Annotated in this window: 24 protein-coding genes and 1 pseudogene; 15 read left to right on the top strand and 10 right to left on the bottom strand. The window is 74.2% G+C overall.

From position 1 onward, the window contains the following. The first annotated feature begins 151 nt into the window (after positions 1-151). From AB0G50_RS22735 to AB0G50_RS22695, 9 genes and pseudogenes are all read left to right on the top strand, one after another. On the top strand, positions 152-841 hold the full coding sequence (locus AB0G50_RS22735; protein WP_360111877.1) for an energy-coupling factor ABC transporter permease: 690 nt from the start codon (positions 152-154) through the stop codon (positions 839-841). Further along, positions 838-1122 (top strand): PDGLE domain-containing protein, encoded by a 285-nt coding sequence (locus AB0G50_RS22730; RefSeq protein ID WP_360111875.1) that lies wholly within the window; start codon positions 838-840, stop codon positions 1120-1122. The genes AB0G50_RS22735 and AB0G50_RS22730 overlap by 4 nt, the downstream gene beginning before the upstream one ends. Next, positions 1119-1760, top strand: a pseudogene (gene cbiQ / locus AB0G50_RS22725) (cobalt ECF transporter T component CbiQ); the annotation flags it as partial. The gene AB0G50_RS22730 and the pseudogene cbiQ, both read left to right, overlap by 4 nt. Before the next feature lie 12 nt (positions 1761-1772). Then, complete coding sequence (locus AB0G50_RS22720; protein ID WP_360111960.1) at positions 1773-2558, top strand: ABC transporter ATP-binding protein; 786 nt, start codon at positions 1773-1775, stop codon at positions 2556-2558. Positions 2559-2679: 121 nt separating this feature from the next. Continuing rightward, positions 2680-3132 (top strand): hypothetical protein, encoded by a 453-nt coding sequence (locus AB0G50_RS22715; RefSeq protein ID WP_360111873.1) that lies wholly within the window; start codon positions 2680-2682, stop codon positions 3130-3132. Continuing rightward, positions 3129-4382, top strand: a complete 1254-nt coding sequence (locus AB0G50_RS22710; RefSeq protein WP_360111871.1) for a PPE domain-containing protein — start codon at positions 3129-3131, stop codon at positions 4380-4382. The genes AB0G50_RS22715 and AB0G50_RS22710 overlap by 4 nt, the downstream gene beginning before the upstream one ends. Continuing rightward, a complete protein-coding gene (locus tag AB0G50_RS22705; protein WP_360111869.1) occupies positions 4379-4642 on the top strand; it encodes a hypothetical protein in 264 nt (87 codons plus the stop codon). Before AB0G50_RS22710 ends, AB0G50_RS22705 begins: the two co-directional genes overlap by 4 nt. Beyond that, the gene (locus AB0G50_RS22700) at positions 4635-5270 is read left to right on the top strand and encodes a hypothetical protein (RefSeq protein ID WP_360111867.1); all 636 of its coding nucleotides are present in this window, start codon (positions 4635-4637) and stop codon (positions 5268-5270) included. The genes AB0G50_RS22705 and AB0G50_RS22700 overlap by 8 nt, the downstream gene beginning before the upstream one ends. Then, the gene (locus AB0G50_RS22695; protein ID WP_360111865.1) at positions 5267-5812 is read left to right on the top strand and encodes a hypothetical protein; all 546 of its coding nucleotides are present in this window, start codon (positions 5267-5269) and stop codon (positions 5810-5812) included. Before AB0G50_RS22700 ends, AB0G50_RS22695 begins: the two co-directional genes overlap by 4 nt. Here AB0G50_RS22695 and AB0G50_RS22690 read toward each other — a convergent pair. Continuing rightward, positions 5739-6470, bottom strand: a complete 732-nt coding sequence (locus tag AB0G50_RS22690) for a helix-turn-helix transcriptional regulator (RefSeq protein WP_360111863.1) — start codon at positions 6468-6470, stop codon at positions 5739-5741. The two genes, AB0G50_RS22695 and AB0G50_RS22690, sit on opposite strands and share 74 nt — an antisense overlap. 62 nt (positions 6471-6532) lie before the next feature. Between AB0G50_RS22690 and AB0G50_RS22685 the strand changes: the two genes are divergently transcribed. Beyond that, entirely contained in the window at positions 6533-7303 is a 771-nt protein-coding gene (locus AB0G50_RS22685) for an ESX secretion-associated protein EspG (RefSeq protein WP_360111861.1), read from the top strand. On the opposite strand, the gene AB0G50_RS22680 is transcribed toward AB0G50_RS22685, so the two are convergent. From AB0G50_RS22680 to AB0G50_RS22665, 4 genes are read right to left on the bottom strand one after another with little or no spacing between them, the layout of a single operon-like run. After that, entirely contained in the window at positions 7251-7538 is a 288-nt protein-coding gene (locus AB0G50_RS22680; RefSeq protein WP_360111859.1) for a hypothetical protein, read from the bottom strand. The genes AB0G50_RS22685 and AB0G50_RS22680 overlap by 53 nt on opposite strands. Next, the gene (locus AB0G50_RS22675; protein WP_360111857.1) at positions 7538-7801 is read right to left on the bottom strand and encodes a YbaB/EbfC family DNA-binding protein; all 264 of its coding nucleotides are present in this window, start codon (positions 7799-7801) and stop codon (positions 7538-7540) included. The genes AB0G50_RS22680 and AB0G50_RS22675 overlap by 1 nt, the downstream gene beginning before the upstream one ends. Then, the gene (locus AB0G50_RS22670; protein WP_360111855.1) at positions 7798-8802 is read right to left on the bottom strand and encodes a CHAP domain-containing protein; all 1005 of its coding nucleotides are present in this window, start codon (positions 8800-8802) and stop codon (positions 7798-7800) included. The genes AB0G50_RS22675 and AB0G50_RS22670 overlap by 4 nt, the downstream gene beginning before the upstream one ends. Before the next feature lie 7 nt (positions 8803-8809). Next, the gene (locus tag AB0G50_RS22665; protein ID WP_360111853.1) at positions 8810-9508 is read right to left on the bottom strand and encodes a transglycosylase SLT domain-containing protein; all 699 of its coding nucleotides are present in this window, start codon (positions 9506-9508) and stop codon (positions 8810-8812) included. Between the two features lie 118 nt (positions 9509-9626). On the opposite strand from AB0G50_RS22665, the gene AB0G50_RS22660 reads away from it, so the two are divergent. The 3 genes from AB0G50_RS22660 (at position 9627) to AB0G50_RS22650 (ending at position 13022) form a co-directional block, all read left to right on the top strand. Continuing rightward, positions 9627-10946: a replication-associated recombination protein A gene (locus AB0G50_RS22660; protein WP_360111958.1), complete on the top strand. Its 1320-nt coding sequence runs from the start codon at positions 9627-9629 to the stop codon at positions 10944-10946. Positions 10947-11145: 199 nt separating this feature from the next. After that, positions 11146-11499: a PadR family transcriptional regulator gene (locus tag AB0G50_RS22655; RefSeq protein WP_360111851.1), complete on the top strand. Its 354-nt coding sequence runs from the start codon at positions 11146-11148 to the stop codon at positions 11497-11499. Next, complete coding sequence (locus AB0G50_RS22650; protein WP_360111849.1) at positions 11496-13022, top strand: sugar transferase; 1527 nt, start codon at positions 11496-11498, stop codon at positions 13020-13022. The genes AB0G50_RS22655 and AB0G50_RS22650 overlap by 4 nt, the downstream gene beginning before the upstream one ends. Before the next feature lies 1 nt (position 13023). Here AB0G50_RS22650 and AB0G50_RS22645 read toward each other — a convergent pair whose 3' ends face one another. Genes AB0G50_RS22645 through AB0G50_RS22625 form a run of 5 tightly spaced genes read right to left on the bottom strand, consistent with a single transcriptional unit; the run spans position 13024 to position 19630 of the window. Continuing rightward, positions 13024-14769 carry an IucA/IucC family protein gene (locus tag AB0G50_RS22645; RefSeq protein ID WP_360111847.1) on the bottom strand — a complete coding sequence of 582 codons (1746 nt, stop codon included), beginning with the start codon at positions 14767-14769 and terminating at the stop codon, positions 13024-13026. Beyond that, positions 14762-16027, bottom strand: coding sequence for a SidA/IucD/PvdA family monooxygenase (locus tag AB0G50_RS22640; RefSeq protein ID WP_360111845.1), 1266 nt, complete (start codon positions 16025-16027; stop codon positions 14762-14764). The genes AB0G50_RS22645 and AB0G50_RS22640 overlap by 8 nt, the downstream gene beginning before the upstream one ends. After that, on the bottom strand, positions 16024-16599 hold the full coding sequence (locus tag AB0G50_RS22635; protein ID WP_360111843.1) for a GNAT family N-acetyltransferase: 576 nt from the start codon (positions 16597-16599) through the stop codon (positions 16024-16026). The genes AB0G50_RS22640 and AB0G50_RS22635 overlap by 4 nt, the downstream gene beginning before the upstream one ends. Continuing rightward, positions 16596-18245, bottom strand: a complete 1650-nt coding sequence (locus tag AB0G50_RS22630) for an IucA/IucC family protein (protein ID WP_360111841.1) — start codon at positions 18243-18245, stop codon at positions 16596-16598. The genes AB0G50_RS22635 and AB0G50_RS22630 overlap by 4 nt, the downstream gene beginning before the upstream one ends. Next, a complete protein-coding gene (locus AB0G50_RS22625) occupies positions 18242-19630 on the bottom strand; it encodes a pyridoxal-dependent decarboxylase (protein WP_360111840.1) in 1389 nt (462 codons plus the stop codon). The genes AB0G50_RS22630 and AB0G50_RS22625 overlap by 4 nt, the downstream gene beginning before the upstream one ends. 251 nt (positions 19631-19881) lie before the next feature. On the opposite strand from AB0G50_RS22625, the gene AB0G50_RS22620 reads away from it, so the two are divergent. Further along, positions 19882-20274: a DUF948 domain-containing protein gene (locus AB0G50_RS22620; protein WP_360111838.1), complete on the top strand. Its 393-nt coding sequence runs from the start codon at positions 19882-19884 to the stop codon at positions 20272-20274. Next, entirely contained in the window at positions 20271-20534 is a 264-nt protein-coding gene (locus AB0G50_RS22615) for a hypothetical protein (RefSeq protein WP_360111837.1), read from the top strand. Before AB0G50_RS22620 ends, AB0G50_RS22615 begins: the two co-directional genes overlap by 4 nt. Positions 20535-20565 lie beyond the last annotated feature (31 nt).

Raw genomic sequence — 20565 nt, 5'->3', positions numbered from 1 at the left:
TCGGGCGCGACCGTGGCGTTTGGGTGCGGACCGTGGCTGCTTGGTGTGGGTGGGGGTCGGGCTTCCGGGTGATGTAGGTCGCGGGGATTACTCCTGGTTGTTGTTGCACTGTGCTGGCCATAGCTGGGGAGTGGCAACTAGCGTGCTGGGTGTGGTCGAACCGGTGGCTATGCACATGAGTGACGGGCTGTTGAACGCGCCTACGTCGCTCCTGTTCGTCGGTGTTGCGGTTGTCGGGGTCGGGGTTGCGTTGGCCAAGGCTCGGGGGGACCTTGACGATCGCACCGCGCCCATGGCCGGGTTGGTGGCGGCGTTCGTGTTCGCCACTCAGATGCTCAACTTTCCGGTGTTGCCGGGGGTTAGTGGGCATTTGTTGGGCGGGGCCTTGGCGGCGATCTTGGTCGGGCCGTGGGTCGGGGCGTTGTGCGTGACCATCGTGTTGGTGGTGCAGTCGCTCTTCTTCGCCGACGGTGGGGTGACCGCGCTCGGGGCGAACGTCACCAACATGGCGCTCATCGGGACTGCGGTCGGGTATCTCACGGCGGTTGCGCTTCGGCGGCTCGCGGTGCGGGGCAAGGGTGGGTTGGCGGCTGCCGCCTTCGTGTCCGCGCTGGTCAACACCGTGTTGGCGTCGTTCGGGTTCGTCCTCGAGTACGCCATCGGTGGGCAGGGGGGCGTCGGGTTCGGGACGGTCGCGGCGGCGATTTTGGGGGTGCACGTGTTGATCGGGATCGGGGAAGGGGTCATCACGGCGGTCACCGTGACGGCGGTGGCGGCGGTTCGGCCTGATCTCGTCCACCTGTTGCGCGGGGTTCCCCGGAAGTTGGAGTTGAGGTCGTGAAGCGGTTCTTCGTGGGGTTTGCCCTGGTCAGCCTGGTGTTGGCCGGGGTCGTGTCCTATCTCGCCAGTGGTGATCCGGACGGGTTGGACTGGGTCACCGAGGACAAGGGGATCGCCGCGCACGCCCAGGAGCACCCGTTGGGCGGGGGACCGTTCGCGGATTACGCGGTCGGTGGGGACGATCGGCTCACCGGGGTGGCGGGTGTGGTCGGGGTGGTCGTGGTGCTGTTGCTCGGTGGCGGGCTGTTCTGGTTGTTGCGCAAGCGCGCGCCCAAGGCGTGAGCGGCGCGCACGGGTTCCTGCACCGGGCCGGGGACTCGGTGGTGCACCGGATGGCGCCGCAGGTCAAGATCGTCGCGGCGGTGGTGGCCGTGTTGTGCGTGGTCGCCACGCCGCGTGAGGCGTACTGGGCGTTCGGGGTGTACCTGCTGCTGGTCGGGGCGGTCTGGTGGGTCGCCCGGGTGCCGGTGGGGTGGGTGTTGGCGCGGGCGTTGATCGAGGTGCCGTTCGTGGTGTTGGCGCTCGTGCTGCCGTTCACCGGGTCCGGCGAGCGGGTCGACGTGCTCGGGGTGTCGGTGTCGGTCGGCGGGGCGTTGGCGGGGTGGAACATCCTGGCCAAGGGGACGCTGGGGGTGCTCGTCTCGTTGACCCTGGCGGCCACCACGGCGCCGCAGGAGTTGCTGCTGGGGTTGCAGCGGCTGCGGATGCCGGCGGTGCTGGTCACGATCGCGACGCTCATGCTCCGGTATGCCGAAGTGGTGGTCGGCGAGGCTCGGCGGATGCGGGTGGCGCGGATTTCGCGGGGGGACGACCCCCGGTTCCTGTGGCAGTTGGGCGCCACCGCGCGCGGGGTGGGCAGTCTGTTCATCCGGTCCTACGAGCGCGGCGAGCGGGTGCACCTGGCGATGGTGTCGCGCGGCTGGTCCGGGCGGATGCCCGACGAGGGTCGGGCCGGTGGCGTGGTGGAGGCTGTGCGGGTGTCCACCGACGAACCCGCGCTGCTGGTCGAGCGGCTGGCCTACGCCTACCCCGACGGGCACCAGGCGCTCTACGGCGTCGACCTGCGGGTCGAGCGCGGTGAGCGGGTGGCGGTGCTCGGGCCCAACGGTGCCGGGAAGACGACGTTCGTGCTGCACCTCAACGGGGTGCTCGGCGGTGGCAGCGGCCGGGTCGAGGTGGCCGGGTTGCCCGTGGTGAAGGAGAACCTGCGGGAGATCCGGCGGCGGGTCGGGGTGGTGTTCCAGGATCCCGACGACCAGCTGTTCCTGCCGACCGCGCGGGCGGACGTGGCGTTCGGGCCGGCGAACTTCGGGTTGCGCGGCGCGGAGTTGGAGCGGCGGGTCGACCAGGCGTTGGACGCGGTGGGCATGCGCGGGTTCGGCGACCGGTCGCCGCTGCACCTGTCCGGCGGGCAGCGGAGGCGGGTCGCGTTGGCGACCGTGCTGGCGTGCGACCCCGAGTTGCTGGTGCTGGACGAGCCGTCGGCCAACCTGGAGCCGGTGGCCCGGCGGGAGTTGGCCGAGGTGCTGCTCGGGTTGGACCGGACGATGCTCATGGTCACGCACGACCTGCCCTACGCGCTCCAGCTCTGCCCGCGCAGCGTGCTGGTCGACGGTGGCGTGGTGGTCGCCGACGGGCCGACGCGGGAGATCCTGGCCGACACCGCGTTGCTGGCCCGGCACCGGTTGGAGCTGCCGTTCGGGTTCCGGCTCGACTGAGTCCGGTCGACGGCGCGGCAAAGGTGAGCGGAGCACGGCTCTTGTCCAGGTGGGCAGGGGTGTTGCTCCGGGCGTGCAGCCGACTGGACCGGGCGGCCGTCGACGCACCACCATGGGCGCCATGCAGCGCGTGAGGGGCATCGAGGACGCCAGGCGGTTGCGGGACGAGTTGCGGGCACTGCCCAAGCCGGCGACACCCGTGCGGACGCACGTGGCCGCGCCGACCGGGGTGGGCGCCGCGCCGATCGTGGCCGAGGCGGGCGACCGGATCGCGATGGACTACGACGAGTTGGCCAGGACCGAGGGCGACCTGGACAAGGCGCGTGACGTCCTGTCCGAGCTCCTGGACCGGGCCGCGGAGTTGGAAGGGCCGCTGGGTGACGGGAAGGGGCCCGTCTCGCGGCAGATGCGGCAGGCGTTCGGGTTGCGGGCGGACGACGTCGGCGGCGGGGTGCGGGCCGCGTTGAAGTCCTACCTGGCCGAGTTGGAGTCGTTGCGCGCCGCGATGCACGAGGTCGGGCGCACTCACCGGCAGCAGGACGCCGAGGCGGCGCGTGCGATGGGGGCCAAGTGAGCGGGTACTGGTCGGCCACCCACAAGCCGTCGGACGCGCAGCGGGCGCGCGACGCCGTCCACCGGGAGCAGAAGCGGGAGAACAACCAGGCCGGGTCGTTCGGGAAGATCCGGTGGGAGGCGTACGAGCACCGCGAGATGTGGGACATGGTCAAGTCCGCCGACCAGAACCTGATGAACGGCAGGGCGACCGCGTGGAAGCAGCTCGCGCGGGAGGTGGACGAGGTGACCGAGCGGGCGCGGCAGACCGTGCAGCGGTTGGCGCTGTCCTGGCAGGGTGCGTCGGCGGTCGGCGCGGCCGGTGCGGCGACCCGGCTCAACCAGTGGGCCGCCGACTCCTCCGAGCGGGCCTACCAGGTGGGGTCGGGGTTGGACGACTACGCCGCGGTGGTGCGGGAGGCGTCGACGCGGATGCCCGTGCCGGTGCACCCGTTCGCGGAGCGCTGGGCGCGGGAGGGGCACGACATCACCACGCTGCCCGGCCCCAACGGCGGGTACCTGATCGACCAGATGCTGGACGACCACCTGCCGTCGTTCCAGGAGGCCAAGGACGCCAAGCGGGGCGCGATCCGGGTGATGGAGCAGTACGAGGACGCGAGCCACCACCTGTCCCGCCGGTTGCCGACGTTCGACGCCGCGCCCGCCGGGTCCGCGTTGCCCGCCGATCCGGGTGCGGGTGGGGGATCGGGGCCGGTGCGGGTGATCGACCCCGTGCCGCCGGTTCCCCCCGTTCCTCCCGTTCCGCCGGTGCCGCCTGTTCCGCCGGTGCCTCCGACGCCGCCGGTTCCGCCCGTTCCGCCCGTTCCGCCGTTCGACCCGCCCGGGTCGGGCGGGTCCGGGGACTGGCCCGTGCCGACGGGCACCACGACGGTGTCGTCGGTGGTCGACCCGCCGGCCGCGCACTCGACGGGTGGCGGGTTCGGGCCGACGGGGACGACGACGGGTGTGCCGGGCGGGTTCGGGCCCACCGGTGGTCACGTCGGCACGGGGTTCGGGCCGCGAGGGTCGGCGGGTGTCACGCCGTTGGCGCCGGGATCGGCCTCCGGGGTGCTGGGCACGGCGGCGTCGGCCGGTGCGGGTCGGTCCGGGTTCGCGTTGCCTCCCGTCGGTGGTCAGCCGGGGTACGGCATGGTGCCGCCGGCGTCCGGCGCGCGCGGCGAGGAGGACCGGGAGCACCGCAACAAGTACGAGAAGGGGTTGGACTTCTTCGACGACATGCCGGCCGCGTTCCCGCCGGTGCTGGGCGAGTGAGCGGGTACCGGGTCGACCCGGACGCGGTGACCGCCCTCGCGGGGCGGTTGGCCGAGTCCGCCGAGGAGTTGGGCGGGGTGGCGGCCGGGTTGGCCGCGCCGCCGGGCGCGCTCGGTCCGCCGCCGGTCGCCGACGCCGTCACGGCGCTGCTCGCGGAGTGGCGGGCCCGGCTGCCGACGCGGGAGCTGGCCGACCTGGCCGAGTCGCTGCGCTCGGTGGCGGAGACCTACCGCGAGGCGGACCGGCTCGACCATGACTGACTACCGGGGGTTGGGCTTCGACCCCGTGCCGGGTGACGCGGGCGCGGTGGCCGCGCTCACCGGTCGGCTGCGGTTCGACGTGGACGTGCCCACGACGGCCGCCGGCTGGACGGGTGGCGCGGCGGAGGGGTTCACCGGGCGGGTGGAGGCGGTGGTGGCGGAGGTGACGGCCGTGCGGAAGTCCATGCTGGCCGCCGCCGAGGTGCTGGACGACTGGGCGACGACGGTGCTCGGCAACCAGCGGCGCGCGGAGGAGTTGGACGGTCGGGCGGCGCGGTTGCGGCGCGAGGTGGCCGACGCGGTCGACCGGCTGGACGACACCGGCGGGTTGGCCTCGTTCACCGCCGCGCACGCCGAGCTGCACCGGGCCGCCCTCGCGCACCACGACGAGGTGCGCGGCCGGCTCGACGCCGTGCTGGAGGAGGCGCGCGACCTGGAGCGCGAGCACCACGCCCGGGCCCGCGAGGTCGCCGAACGGCTCGGCGCCGGCCCTCGGGAGCACCCGCTCTCGGCGACCCTGGACGACTTCGCCGCGCTCACCGCCGAACTCGCGTCGGTGCTGCTCGGCCAGGCGCGCCCGCACGGTTCCGGCGGCGCGGCGGCGGCGTTCGCGGCGGGCCTCGGGTGAGGCTCGCTCCGGTACCGGGCGTCACGCCCGTCGGCTCGAACACGGCCGAGGACCTGCTGGCCGTGCTGCGCCGGCTCAAGGGCACCCTGGACCCCGGGTTGGAGGTGTCCGCGCAGCAGGCCGCCGACCTGGCCGCGCGCGGCGGCGCGACGTTGCTCGCGGTGGTCGAGCACCCCGACGCGGACCCGGCGCTGCTGGTCGCGAAGGTGGTCGACGGGCACGTCGACCCGCACGAGCCCGGCCTCCACCTCGACGGCCCGCACGTCGCGGAGGTGACGAAAGGACAGACCGCGACCGGTTACCCGGTGCTCGTGGTGGAACGCATCCCGCCGACCGGCGCCCAGCTCCAGGTGGTGGTGTCCGACCCGGAGCACCACCGGATGGCCGTGTTCACCCTGCACTCTCCCAGCGGGCGCGGGTGGTTGGACGTCGCGGGCGTGGCGGGCCGGTTCGTCTCGGGGGTGGAGTTCACCGACCCCGGTAGTCGCTCGGTGTCGCGCCGACCGACTGGCGGAACACCCGGGAGAAGTGGGCGGCGCTGACGAAACCGCATTCGCGGGCAATCTCGCCGATACCGCGGCCCGCCGTGGCCGGGTCGGCGAGCAGCGCCTTCGCCCGTTCCACCCGCAACGCCTTCAACCGCTCGGCCACGCCCTGGCCGTCGTCGAACAGCTGGTAGAGCCGCCGCCGCGAGATGAACAGCGCCTCGGCCACCCGGTCGGCGCCCAGCGTCGGGTCGCCGAGGTGCTCGCGCAGGTAGTCGACCGCCTCGCGGCGGCGCGCGGCCAGTGCGTCCACCCGGTCCAGCTCGGCCCGCAACGCGCTGCGCAGCACCAGTTCCGCCAACCCGCGCAGGTGGTGCGCGAGACCGTGCGGGTCGAGGTCGGCGGAGGCGGCCAGCACGTGCGCGACGGTCGCCGACACCAGCGAGCGCAACCCCGGCCCGATCGGCACCGCCTGGAACATCAGGGGTTTCAGCTCGGCGAACCCCACGGTGAGCCGCGCCTGCGCCACGGTCAGCAGCACGCCCGTCGGCAGCACGTGCAGCGAGCAGTCCGGCGGTTCGAGCACCCGGTGCGCGGACTTCGGCACCGGGCAGCCCACCAGCAGCTGGATCCGCTCGGGCGTGCCGGCGCTGCCGGTGAGCGCCGCGCGGGCCGCCGACGCGCGCACGGTGAGGAATCCGCTCGGCACGTCCATGGTCGCGCAGCGTAGGACAAACGCCTGCGGCGCCACGGCGCTTCCCACTATCTTCGGCGGTCATGGCTCGCCGTTCGGGCAACACGGTCGTGTTGACGCACCTGGAGTTCGACCTCCTCTGGGAGGACCTCGGGTCGGGCGACCCGCCGTACCCGCTGGACGTCCCGTCGCACGGCCGCACCGAGGCCGAGCGCGACGAGCTGGGCGTCCGGGTGCACGCCTCGCTCACCGAGGCCGGGCTGTTCCGGGGCGACGACGTGGACGAGGACCTCGCCGACCTGTTCGGCCTGCTCGGCACCGCGGCCGTGTCGGTGGACGCCACCGTGTTCCGGCCCACGCAGTGGCGGGTCGTGGCGGCCAAGCGTGGCGGTCGGGGCGTGCTGGCGGTGCTGAACGACCGGGAGATCGCGCTGGAGCCGATCACCGACCTGGTGCGGGCGATGACCCGGGTGGTCGGCGACGCGCCGGCCGGTCCGGGCGAGCAGCTGCGGTTGCCGCGCGCGGTGTTCTCCGCCGCGATGGACTCCTTCGCGCGGTCCGGGCACGCCGGGTTGGAGCGGGTGCTGACCGAGGCGGGTGTCACCGGGCGCGCGGTCCGGTCGATCACCACCCTGGCGGGCTCCGGGCGGACGGCGGCCGGTCAGCTGGCGGTGTCCGGCCCGGCCGGCCGGACGCCCGTGCTGAGCTGGACCGACACCGACGTCGGCCGGTACGCGATGGTCGTGGAGCAGGTGTCGGGTGAGCCGTTGGTGCGGCTGTCGCCGGCCGACGGCGGGTGGCTCACCAGGAGGCTCGCCGAACTGCTGGAGGAGGCGGGCGCTCCTCGCTGGTAGCGCCGAACAGGTGCGCCGGCACGGTTTCGGTGAGCACCGCGATGCCCTCGGCCAGCGCGTCGGCCGCGGCCTGGGCGACCAGTCCGCGCACGAGCGCCGCCAGGTCGTCGGGCCGCATGGTCAGCGCCGTGCGGTCGAACGCCAGGTCCACGGGTTTGCCGTGCAGGTCGACCACCACCGTGACGCCCTCCGCCGACGCCTCGCGCCGGATCGCGTCGAGCCGTTCGCCGAGCATCAGACCCTCCAGGTGGTCGGTGTGGTGTCCTCGGCCTCGGGTTCCGCGCGCAGGCCGAGCGCGCCGACGTCGCCGAGCGCGCCCGCGACCCGGGCGTTCGCGCGCGAGGCGGCGGTGTCGACCAGGGTCAGGATCGCGCGGGCCAGTCCGGCGCCGCCCAGCCGCAGCGACCGGGCGTCCAGGGTCAGGTCGTGCAGCGCGCCGCCGGGTCCGACCTCGACCGCGACGCCGGTGTCGGGGTCGTGCGCGTGTGCGGTGATCACGGGTGGACGCCTCCGTAGAAGGTGGAGTGGCTCAGCTGGTGGGTGTTGCGCCGCACGCGGTCGCCGGAGTTGCCCTCGATCAGGGTCACGGTGCCGTTCGACACCTTCTCCACGATGCCGACGTGGGTGCTGGTCGCGGGACTCTGCGGGCCGGTGCCGAACAGCAGCACGTCACCCGGCTTGGCCGCGCTCAACGAGGTGTAGGCCTTGCCGTGCTTCCGCCCCCAGCGGAACACGTCGCCGGTGAACGGCAGCAGCGGGATGTCCACGCCCGCCTTGCGCCACATGGCCGTGGCGAACGACGAGCACCACGCGGCGGTCGGGCCGTAGGGGTTGCGGTTGCTGCCCGGCGGGTTCTCCCGGGTGCCGATCTCCTTGCGCGCGGCCGAGAGGATGGTCCGCGCCTTGCCCCTGGCCTTGACCGCCGACGGTGACACCGCGCCCCGCGCGTCGGCGACGTGGTCGGGCGCGACGTCCTTCCCCAGCGCGCGCAACCGGCGTGCCGCGTCCGCCAGGTGCTCCCGCGCGTCCCGCAGCGCGTCGGCGGTTTCCTTGGTGTAGCGCGGTTCCAGGTCCGCGGCCGCCGCGACGGCCTTGAGCAGCGCGGCCTGCGAGCCGACGCCGACGCCCTGGTCCAGCAGCGCCCGCGCCTTGCCCAGGTACTCCTCGACGGCCCGGGCCGCGCGGGTGTGGCCGGTGGTCAACGCGCTGCTCGCGCCCGCCACGACCCGCTCCGCGTCGCCGGCCGCCTCGGCGGTGGCCCGCAGGTGCTCGCCGAGCCCGGCGGAGCGCTTCGCGAAACCCTCGGAGTGCGCGCCGCGCCAGTGCTCCAGCACGGTCCTCCCGGCCGCGCGGTGCTCCTCGTGCCGGTCGTGCAGCGCGGACGCGGCCCGGTTCAGCGCGTACTGCGCCTTCACCGCGTCCTCCGCCTTGCCCGCCAACGCGTCGCGGTGGCCGATCATGCTCTCGGCGAAGTGCCGGGCGAGTGCTCTGGTGTCCACTGTGGAGTCAGCCCTTCAGGGTCCGCGCGAGGTCGTGCTCCTGCTCCCGGTACGCCCGCTCCGAGCGGGTCGCGGACGTGGCCAGCACGTCGGTGCCGTGCGCCACCGCCTTCACCTGCCTGCGCAGCGCCGCGCCGAACCCGTCGAGCGCCTCGGCGAACCCGGACTCCCGCCCGATCCGACCGAAGCTGTCGTCCGCGATCTCCCGCACCTCGCGGACGTGGCCCCGGCCGAGCGCCGTCAGGTCGTCGGCGCCGGCCCGGGTGCGCCGGGCGTAGTCGCGCAGCACGTCCGTGTCGACCTGGAACCCGACCGCTCCTGGGGTGTGGTTCTTGTTGTGCGCCAAAGCTGTTACCCCGCGCCGCGCCTGCGCCAGGTGCGCGCGGTAGGCGCCGCTGGTGTAGGTCGACCACGGCGTCCACGACCGGCCGCCGGAGATCCGGTGCGCCGCCCTGGCGTTCTCCGCCGGGTCGAACAGCTCGGCGTCCGAGCGCAACCCGAGCTGCCGCCGCCGTTCCGGGCCCAGCGCGCCCAGCATGTTCACCTGCCACAACCCGTAGGAGTCGTCCGGCGGGGTGGCGTTGTGCGCGCGGGAGTTCCCGCCCGACTCGGCCAGCGCGACCGCCACCGCGATCGTCAGGTCCTCGCCGCGGAATCCCGCGTCGTGCGCGTACCGGGCGATCCGCTCCGGGCTCAGCGTGCTCATGCCGACGACCTTCGCGCGCCCGGCGCGTCCGGGGGAACCGGCGCTGCACGCTCGGACAGCGGCGCTGCACGGGCGGGCTACAGTCGAACACGTGGACGAAGGGGTGTTCGACGAGGGCCTGTTCGGACCGGACCCGGAGGAGAAGGCGGCCCGCATCGCGGCCAACGCCCCGCTGGCCGTCCGGATGCGCCCGCGCACGCTGGACGAGGTCGTCGGGCAGGACCACCTGCTCGGGCCGGGCGCGCCGCTGCGCCGGCTGGTCGAGGGCTCGTCACCCGCGTCCGTGATGCTCTACGGCCCGCCCGGCACCGGCAAGACCACCCTCGCCACGCTCGTCTCGCAGGCCACCGGTCGCCGGTTCGCCGCGCTCAGCGCGTTGTCCGCGGGCGTCAAGGAGGTCCGCGCGGTCATTGACGAGGCGCGCCGCCGACTGGTGCGCTCCGGCGAGTCGACCGTGCTGTTCATCGATGAGGTGCACCGGTTCTCCAAAACCCAGCAGGACGCGTTGCTCGGCGCGGTCGAGGACCGGATCGTGCTGCTGGTGGCCGCCACCACGGAGAACCCGTTCTTCTCGGTCGTCTCACCGCTGCTGTCCCGCTCGCTGGTGCTGCAACTGCGTCCGCTGGGCGACGACGACGTGCGCGCCCTGGTGCGCCGCGCGGTGGCCGATCCGCGCGGCCTGGGCGGGAAGATCACCGTGGCGCAGGACGCCGAGGACCACCTCGTGCGGCTGGCCGGCGGTGACGCCCGGCGCGCCCTGACCGCCCTGGAGGCCGCCGCCGACGCGGTGTCCGACGGCGTGCTGGACCTGCCGACGCTGGAGGCGACCGTCGACCGCGCGGCCGTGCGCTACGACCGGCAGGGCGACCAGCACTACGACGTGACCAGCGCGTTCATCAAGTCCATCCGGGGTTCGGACGTGGACGCGGCGCTGCACTACCTGGCCCGCATGATCGAGGCGGGCGAGGACCCGCGGTTCATCGCCCGGCGGTTGGTCATCCACGCCGCGGAGGACGTGGGCATGGCCGACCCGACGGCGTTGCAGACCGCGGTCGCGGCGGCGCAGGCGGTGCAGCTGATCGGGTTGCCGGAGTGCGCGCTGCACCTGGCGCAGGCGACGGTGCACCTGGCGACCGCGCCGAAGTCCAACGCGGTGACCACGGCCATCGGCGCGGCGATGGCGGACGTCCGCAAGGGCGCGATCGGCGCCATCCCGCCGCACCTGCGCGACGGGCACTACGCGGGCGCGGCGAAACTCGGCAACGCCCAGGGCTACCGGTACCCGCACGACGTGCCGGAGGGCGTGCTGACGCAGCAGTACCCGCCGGACGACCTGGTGGGCCGGGACTACTACGAGCCGACGGCGCGCGGCGCGGAACGCGTGCTGGCCGAGCGCGTGCCCCGACTGCGTCGGGTGGTGCGCGGCCAGGAGCCGTGAGCCGGGCGAGCGGAAAATCCGGTGCCCGTCGACGGGACTTCTGCCACCGTTGGGCCGTGACGTCCGCCGCGCCGCCCCTCGCCGTGCCGCCGTCGACCCCGATCCCCTGACCGCCTCGTCCGGCCGGGGATACCGGACGAGGCGGCAGGACCGTCCGCAACCGTGGCGCGGGCTTATCCGACCTAGGTAGGATAAGCCGATGAGCGACGCCCGGAGGGTCACCGGCCCACTCCTGGACGTGCTGGAACTGCTGATCGAGGCGTTCCGGCAGGACCAGGACCCGCACGGCTGGACGATCATGAAGCAGACCAAGCGCTCGGGTCCCACCGTGTACGGGGTCCTGGAGCGCCTGGAGGAGTGGGGCTGGGTCACCGGCACGTGGGAGGAGCTGCCCAGCGGCGAGAACCGCCCACGCCGCCGCCACTACCGGTTGACGCCCGACGGTCGGGCGCGGGCGCAGGCGCTCGTGGCCGAACGCCGTCCCCGGCGCGAGGGCTTCCTCGCGTTCCGCGACACCCTGCCCGGCGACACCCTGCCCGGCGGCGCGCGATGAGCGGCTGGCTCGGGTTCCTCGGCACGGTCGCGCTCGCCCTGGTGGTCAACGAGTTCGGCGAGCTGTCGCCGTGGCTCGCGCGGAAGGTCGTCCGCTGGGCGGCCGGCATCCGCTACCCGGACCGGGTGGAGGAGTTGGAGGCGGTGCTCGAGGACCGCCCCGGGAAGCTGTTCAAGCTGGTCACCGCGCTGGGCTTCGGCTGCGCGGCCCTCGCGCACCGGATCACCCACCCCCGCGGCACGGGCGAGCGCACGTTCCGCGGCGTCGTCATCGCCTCGGACGTGCTGGGCGCGATCGCCGTGGTGGTGACCGCCGCGCTGGTGCTGCCCGACCGGTGGCTGCCCGCCGGGCAGTTGCTCCTGCTCGCGGTCGGGACGGTCACCGCGGCGGCCCTGCTCGGCGCGCTCGCGCTGGCCGGCGCGTGGAACAGCATGGTGCTGGGCCAGGGCGAGGAGGAGTTCCTCCGCCTGGGTCGCGGCCTCACCGGGTTCGCCGTGGTGGCGGCCGTCGCGGCGATGGCCACCGGCCTGCCCGACGCCCGGGTGTGGGTGTTCGCGGTCGCGCCGGCGTTCGCCCTGGTCGCCCTCCCGGTCCGGTACCTGCTGCGCCGGGCGCTGTGGGTGGTCCGCGACCGGGACCGCTGCCTGCGGTCGGTGCTGGTCGCGGGCGGTGCCGGGGAGGCGCGGGACCTCGTCGGCCGCACCCGGCGCGCGCCCCGGCTCGGCTGGCGGGTGGACGCGGTGTGCACCGCCGACGGGTGGGCCGGGTCGTCCGACGTCCCCGTGGTCGGCCGGCTCGACCAGGTCGTGGCCCTGGTCCGGCGCGACGGGTACGGGGTCGTGGCGCTCACCCCGGACCCGTACTGGACGCCGCACCGGGTGCGCCTGCTGGTGGCCGAGCTCGAGGAGGTCGACGCGGAACTGGTCGTCGACCCGGCCCTGGAGCACTGCGTCCGGTCCCGGCTGTGCGTCGCCGGTGTGCTGGGCCTGCCCCTGCTCTGGGTGGCCGGGCCCGCGTTCACCGGGGCGCGCCGGGTGGTGAAGACGAGCGTGGACAAGCTCGTCGCGGCCGTCGCGCTGGCGGTGCTCGCGCCGGTGCCGGCGCTCGTCGCCCTGGCGATCACGCTGGACGACGGCGGCCCGGTGGTCGTCCGGGAACGCCGGATCGGCAAGGGCGGCAAGGAGTTCTCCGCCTGGACGTTCCGCACCGCGACCGACGCCGGTGTCACGCGGGTCGGCCGCGTGCTGCGCGCGTGCGGTCTCGCCGAGTCGCCGCTGTTGGTCACCGTGCTCGGCGGCTCGATGTCGCTGGTCGGCCCGCGGTCGCTCGCGCCGGGCGAGGGCGGGCGGCTGTCGGCCAAACCCGGGTTGACCGGGCTGTGCCGGATCTCCGGCCGACCCGACCTCACCCGCGAGCAGATCGCGCGGCTCGACGTGCGCTACCTGGAGGACTGGTCGCTCGCGCTGGACGTGGTGATCCTGTGGCGGGCCGTCCGGATCGCGGCCGGCGTCCGGTATCCCTGACTCACCACCCGTCCACCGGCTCCACCGGCGCCACGTCGTGCAGCGGGTTCGGGATGACGCCTCCGGTCGGGACCGGGGGACGGGTGGGCAGGTCCTGGTAGCCCAGGGTCAGCCGGTAGGAGTTCAGCGGGTAGCGGGTGAAGGTCTCCGACGTCAGGGAGCCCTCGTCCATCCTCGGCGCGAGCGTCGGGAAGCGGGCGCGGTAGGCGTCGACCTCGCCGCGGACGAGGCCCCAGAAGACGTCCTCCGGCAGGTCGGCCAACCGCGCCAACGGCCGCAGCACGCCCACCAGCAGCGCGTCGACCACGTACTGCCGCAGCACCACCCACGGCTTGCGCGGCAGCACGTGGTCGTGCGCGTCCGGGTCGAGGCCGCGTTCCGGCACCCGGTCCACCGACACGTTCACGTCGTCCACCAGGTCCAGCAGCGCCACCCGCACCGGCAGGCCCGACCCGTCGGTGATCACCACGACGTTCTCCCCGTGCGGGTTCACCGTGATCCCGTAGGTGTACAGGACGTGCAGCAACGGCCGGAACAACACCCGCAGCAGCGCCGAGTACCACTCGACCGGCGGGGTGTCGCCGACGAACTCGCGCACCAGCGGCCGGCCGGCCGGGTCCACGTGCAGCACCGCCGCCAGCGACCACGAGCGCTCGCCGGGCGCCAGCACGACCGGTTCCCGCCACACGCACCCCAGCGTCTCCAACCACTGGTAGGGCACCGCGCCCGCGCGGGACAGCTGCGGGTGGCGCACCGTCACCGACGCGACCTCGCCCAGCAGCACCGTGCCCCACTCGCCGATCAGCTTGTCCGCCCGCCACAACCCGCGCAGCCACTGCGTCACCACGGGCGCGGCCAGCGAGCAGTGCGGCGGGATGCCCCGGTACACCGAGGTGTTCAGGATCCGCAGCGGCAGCTTGACCTGGAACCGGGTCTGATCGTCCACATTGGACATCGTGCGGATCGACTGGGTCGGCAGGTGCCAGTCCGGCCCCTCGCCCAGCTCCACGATCCGACCGGTCGCGAGCTCCGGCGCCCACAGCGTGCGCACCACGTGGTCGACCTGCCACGGGTGCGCGGGCAGCCACACGTACGCGCCGGGGTCGGCGCCGGTTTCCTGGAGCACCTCGGTGAACCGCTCCACCGTCGCCGGGCTCAGCTCGTGCGCCCGCACGGCCTCCTCCGACAGCTCCGAGACACCGCGGAACTCGGCCAACCCCCGGTGCACGGCCAACCACGGCAACCGCACCGGCGTGCGCGCCTCCGGGCTGTACCGCGCCACGTCGTCGGCGGAGAACCCGATCCGACCCTTGTTCGCGATCAGCCACGGGTGCCCGGTCAGGTGCCCGTCCAGCTCCGCGCGCGGCAACGCGGCCAGCGCGGCCACCGGCACGGCCGTCGCCGCCAGCGCCACGTCGGCGGACAGCGTCGCGGTCACCTCGGCCAGGAAACCCGCCGTGGTGCCCGGGTCGACGCCGAGGAAGCCGAACGCCTCCACCACGAACCGCTGCACGTCCTCGCACTGCTCGACCACGTCGTCGCCCAGCACGCCGGCCGCGCCGCGGCGCACCGAGCCGACCTCCACGGCCCAGCCGCCGAACGCCGTGCGCTCGGCCGCGAAGCGGTAGACCGCGGTGTCGAACCGCAGCACGTAGCCGGGTTCGGGGACGAGCAGGCCCTCGAAGCACAGCTCGCCGATCGTCTTGGCCAGCAGTTCGGCCGAGCAGCGGCGCCACAGGTCACTCAACGGACTCTCCCGGTGCGGTGAAGCTGGTGTAGGCGGTGTGCTTGGGCAGCGGGTACACCTCGCGGCCCGCGACCGCGTTGAGGATCGTCGCGTTGCGGTACGCGCCGATGCCGAGGTCCGGCGCGGCCACGCCGTGGCTGTGCAGGTCCGCGTTGGCCACGAACACCCGGCCGGTCACCGCCGGGTCCAGCGCGATCGAGTGGTCGAGCGCGACCTCGTAGCGGCCACTGGAATCGCGGCGCACCAACGGTTCCAGCGGGTCGAGGAACGGCGTGCGGGCCGGCCGGTACCCGGTCGCGGCCACGACCAGGTCGGTGCGGTGGGTGAAGGACGCGCCGGTGTCGCGGTGCCGGCACCGCAGCACGACCCCGTCGGCGTCCTGCGCGGCGGACTCCACGGCGACGCCCGGCCGCAACTCCACCGGCGCGAGCCCGTGCGCCCACTCGCGTCGGTAGAGCAGGTCGTGCAGCTCCTCCAACGTCTCCGACGAGATCGCCCGGTAGTGCCGCCAGTGCTCGGCGTTGAGCGCGTCCCGCCGCGCGGCCGGCAGCGCGTGGAAGTGCCGCACGTACTCCGGCGTGGTCATCTCCAGCACCAGCTTGGTGTAGTCCAGCGGCGCGAACACCGGCGTGCGGGTCAGCCAGGTCACCGCCGGACCACCGGAGGCGTTGCGCCGCAACAGGTCCAGCACCACCTCCGCGCCGGACTGCCCGGAGCCGACCACGGTCACCCGCGGCACGTCGACCGACGTGCGCAGGTACTCCGAGCTGTGCGCGAGCCGGGTCAGCCCGGCCAGCGCGGCCGGCACGTGCGGCTCGGTGCCCACGCCCAGCACCAGGTTCCGCGCCTCCACCGAGAAACCCCCGCCGGACACCACGAACCGGTCGGACGCCCAGCGCGCCGACGTCACCTCGTGCGAGAACCGCACCGCCGGCAGCCGGGACGCCGCCCACCGCAGGTAGTCCTCGTACTCCGGCCGCGTCGGGTGGAACCGCTCCCGGACGTAGAACGGGTACAACCGGTCCGCCGACCGCAGGTAGTTCAGGAACGACAGCGGGTGCGTCGGGTCGACCAGCGACACCAGGTCGGCCAGGAAGCTCACCTGGAGCAGCGCGTCGGGGAACATCATCCCGCTGTGCCACCGCAGTTCCGGCCGCGCCTCCAGCACCACCACGTCCGGTGAGTCCACAGTGGACGCCAGTGCGGCCAACCCGAGGTTGAACGGTCCGCAGCCGATCGCCACCACGTCGTGCGTCATCGGGTCCGCACCATCAGCAGCGCCACCTTGTCCGGCAGCAGCACCTCGCCGACGGGGGAGAACCCGCCCGCCATGAACGAGCTGATCGCCCGCCGGTTGCGCACGTCCGGCTCCAGCAGCACCCGCGTGCACAGCGGGTCGGCGGCGAACAGCGCGTCGGTCAGCACCGGCAGCAGCGAGCGCACCAACCCCCGGTCGGTCATCGACAGCTCGCCGACCGCCAGGTGCAGCCCGAGGTCGTGCGGCCGGGTCGCGTACACCTGACCCACCACGTCGCGCACCGCCCGGTACACCTCCACGTACATCACCGGGTCGCCGTCCAGGGAGACCAGGCAGGGCAACGAGTGCCGGCCGTCGAGCTGGCCGCGCAGCTCCTCCTCCCACCGCTCGCGCGGCCACGCCTGGTGCCAGAACGCGGCCACGTGCGGCGCCTGCATCCACCGGTGCACGAGGTCCAGGTCCGGCCCGCCGGGGTCGACCGCCCGCGCGTGCCACCCGTCGGTGAGCACGGGCAGCGGGGGACCGGGTACCGACTCGGGGTCGACCTGCCGGTAGGAGTCCAGGTGGGTCACGGGGCGCACCTGCCCTCCCGGAACGGGTTGGGCGCCTCGAAGTACACCGACTGCGCGTCCAACGGCGCCAGCACCTCGTCGATGCCCTCCAGGCGGGTGAGCAGGTTCGCCTTGCAGGGCAACGTGTCCGCGGTCAGCCACCGGCGGGCCAGCCGGTCGCCGTCCGGACCGGCCGCGGCCAGCGCGGGCAGCGCCGCCTCCAGTCGGGACGCCATCACGCCCAACAGCGCGCGCTCGTCGGCCAACCCCTCCGCGCCCAGGCACCCGATCACCGCGAGCGCCTGGTTGCGCAGCAGGTAGTAGGTGAGCCGGTCGTCCACGATCGCGTCGTCCACCACGGCCAGCGTCGAGGACGCCACGCCCAGGTGCGCCAGCAGCGCGGGCAGGTGCGACGACGCGAGGTAGTAGCCCTGGTTGTCCCGGTACCGCCCGCCCGCGACCCGACCGGCCGGATCGAGCCGCACCAGGGTGTTCTGCTGGTGCGCCTCCAACCCGATGCCGGTCTCGGCGTAGAGCCGCAGCATGGGCACCAGCACGAGGTCGGTGTAGTCCGCGACCCACTCCGCCGCGTCCAGCCGCACCACCAGCTCGCCCAGCAGGCTGCGCCCGATGCCCGGCCGCGGCGCGACCAGCCCGGCCAGGCACCGCGAGTCGCCCAGCCCCGCCGGCACCTCGCGCACCGCCACGTCCAACCCGGTGACCTCGCCGCCCTCGTCCACCGCGAGCCACGACGGGTCGCGCACCACGCTGAACTCGGGGTGCGCCTTGGCCGTGCCGTCCGCGTACCCGGATTCCAGCAGCAGGTGGATCTCCGAACCGCGGCGCAGCTCGGTGGAGGTGGACTCGCGGCGCGAGTTGGTGATCCGCAGCCCCAGCGACAGCTTGAGCATCACCGGCGCGCCGGTCCGGTACACCGTGCGCAGGCTCGACGTCGGCGACCACTCCGGCCCGAACTCGCCCAGCGGCTCCAGCAGCCCGCGCGAGACCAGCGACGCGATCCGCGGCCGGTGCAGCAGGTCGCGGGCCTGCCACGGGTGCGCCGGCACCAGCACGCGACCCGGTTCCGGCGACCGACCGGCCAGCGAGGCCATCAGCGCCGGCGCGTCCGGACCGGCGACCGAGCCGTGCGACACGACCTCCTCGGCCGCGGCGAACCAGAACAGCGGGAACGACCCGCGCAACTCGGGGGAGAAGCGGGCGTTGTCGGCGTCGGACAACCCGTCCCGGCTCTTGGGCGACGGGTGGTGCAGGTGCCCGAGCATCAGCCGCTGCTCGGCGTCCAGGAAGCGGTCGGCGGGCCCGACCGGCTGCTGTCTGCGCTGCCGCACGAACGCGGTCACCCGCCGCACCGACTCGGCGGTCCGCTCGACCAGGTCCGCCGTGTCGCCGCCCAGCCGGGCGCCGACCAGCGCGACCGCCAGCACCGGGTCGACCGGCGCGCCGTCCAGCGTCACCGGCCCGAACCGGTGCCGCCCGGTCGGCGAGGCGTACCGGACGTCGGCCTCCAGCGCCAGGCCGAGCACCTCGATCCGCACCCGGTCGCCGACGGGGACGTTGCGCTCCCGGGTCCAACAGCGCAGCAACGCCTCCAGGTGGGCGTGCTCGGCGGTCGACCGCGGGTCGCCCTCCAGCGGATCCGGTCTCATGCCACTCCCTCCTCCAACGTGCGTTCGGCGGCGGCGCCCGCCTGCCGGACCAGGTCCAGCAGCGCGGTCAGGTCGGACTCCGTGGCGGCGGGGTTGAGCAGCGTGAGCTTGAGGCAGGTCGCCTTGTCCACCTCGGTGCGGCCGACCAGCGCGGTGCCCGACCGCATCAGGTCGCGCCGCAGCGTCGCGTTCACCCGGTCGGCGAGTGCCGGGTCCGCGGCCAGGTAGCGGAACACCACGGTGGTCAGCGCCACCCCGCCGACCAGTTCGAACGCCGGGTCGGCGGCGATCCGCGCGGCGACGTGCCCGGCCAGCGCGTGGCACCGGTCGACCAGCGCGCCCAACCCCTCGCGGCCCAGTGCCAGCAGCGTCGCGGCCACCTTCACCGCGTCCGGGCGCCGGGTGGTCTGGAGCGTGCGGCCGAGCGTGCCGTCGTAGCCCTCGGCCCGGTCGTCCTCGGGGTTGAGGTAGGCGACCGAGCGCTCCAGGGTGGCGAACGCGGCCGCCGAGCGGACCAGCAGCACGCTCGCCGCGGCCGGCTGCCAGCCGATCTTGTGCAGGTCCGCGGTCACCGAGTCGGCCAGCCCGATCCCGTCGACCAGCCCCGCCAGCCGGTCGGAGAACAGCGCGCCGAACCCGTACGCCGCGTCCACGTGCAGCCACACGCCGTGCTCGGCGGCCACCTCCGCGACCTCGGCCAGCGGGTCGACCGTGCCGAAGTCCGTGGTGCCGGCCGTGGCGACCACCGCGACCGGCGTGCCGCCCGCGCGCAACCCGGCGACCAGCGCGTCGGTCCGCATCCGCCGGGACGCGTCCACCGACACGGGCCGCACCGCGCGTTCGCCCAGGCCCAGCGCCGCGCACGCCCGCTGCACCGAGAAGTGCGCCAACTCCGAGCACAGCACGACCGGCTCGGGCACCGCGGCCACCCCGTCGGCGCGCACGTCGACGCCGAGCCGGCGCGCCGCGTGGTCCCGGGCCAGCAGCAGCGCGGTGAGGTTGGACAGCGTGCCGCCGGGGGTGAACACGCCGGCGGCGTCCGGGCCGAACCCGGCGAGGCCGGTCAGCGCGGTCAGCACCCACCGCTCGACCGCGATCGCCGCCGGGCCCGAGTCGTAGGTGTCCAGGGACGCGTTCGACGCGCTGGCCAGCGCGTCGGCGTGCACCGCGACCGCGAGCGCGGGCGGCTGGAGGTGCGCGGCGGTCAGCGGGTGGGCGAGGTTCGCACCGTACTCCTCGAACACCCGTCCGACGAGCGCCAACGCGGCGTCCTGGCCGATGCCCCGGCGCGGCAGCGGGCGGCCGAGGAGGTCGGCCGCGGCGGCCAGGACCTCGTGGGGGCGGCCCGCTGGGAGTGGTCGTCCGGAGGACCTGGCTGCGAACACGGCACCTCCGAAGATCGACTAAGGGTAGCCTTACCTCACTCGCTCGAAGTCCTGCCTGTCAAGGGCACTGTGACCACCGGATCCCGTACCTCGACCAACGCTAGTCGCCGCGAACCCGATCACCTCGCGGCCATTCGGGGGTATCGGACGAGGGGCGGGCCACGTCCCGGAGCGATCTCGTTCGGACCTCCCGGACCGGTCGCGGTAGCCTTTGGTCCCACCTTGCCGCGTGACAGTCACCAGGAGGATCCGTGTCGCCAGGGCAGATCGCCGCGCTGGTCGCCGCCGGCGCGTTCGTGCTGCTTGTGCTCCTGCTGGCGATCCCGTTGATCAAGCTGGGCCGGACGCTGGACGAGGCCACGATCGCCATCCGGAAGGCCCACCAGAACAGCGACCCGCTGTTCTCCGGCGCCAACACCACGATCACCCACGTGAACACCCAGCTCGAGCGGGTCGACGGGATCACCGCCAACGCCCGCGCGGTCACCGGCAACGTGTCCGCGCTGACCTCGCTGTTCACCGCCACCCTCGGCGGGCCGCTGGTCAAGGCCGCCGCGCTGTCCTACGGCCTGAGCAAGGCCGTGCGCGCCCGGCGCAAGTCCGCCGAGCAGCCGAAGAAGCACAGCCGCAGGGGCCGGCGATGAGGCGCCTCTTCTGGTTCGGCCTCGGCATCGCGGCCGGCGTGTTCGCCACCCGCAAGGCGGGTCAGGCCGCGCACGCCGCCACGCCCGCGGGCATCGGCGCGAACGTCGGCGAGGGACTGCGCGAACTGGCCGGCGCCCTCGGCTCGTTCGGCGCGGAGGTGCGCGCCGGCATGTCCGAGCGCGAGCAGGAACTCCAGGACACCGTGGAGAAGCAGACGGGCTACGCGCCGGGTCGGCGAGCGCGCAGGGCGAACGACTGAGGGTCGTTCGCCTCGCCGCGCCCCGAACCCA

Origin of the sequence: Actinosynnema sp. NPDC020468, from assembly GCF_040642015.1 — a bacterium.
GTDB lineage: Bacteria > Actinomycetota > Actinomycetes > Mycobacteriales > Pseudonocardiaceae > Actinosynnema.
The sequence above is the reverse complement of the archived record's forward strand: the minus strand, read 5'-3'. Positions and strand labels throughout refer to the sequence as shown.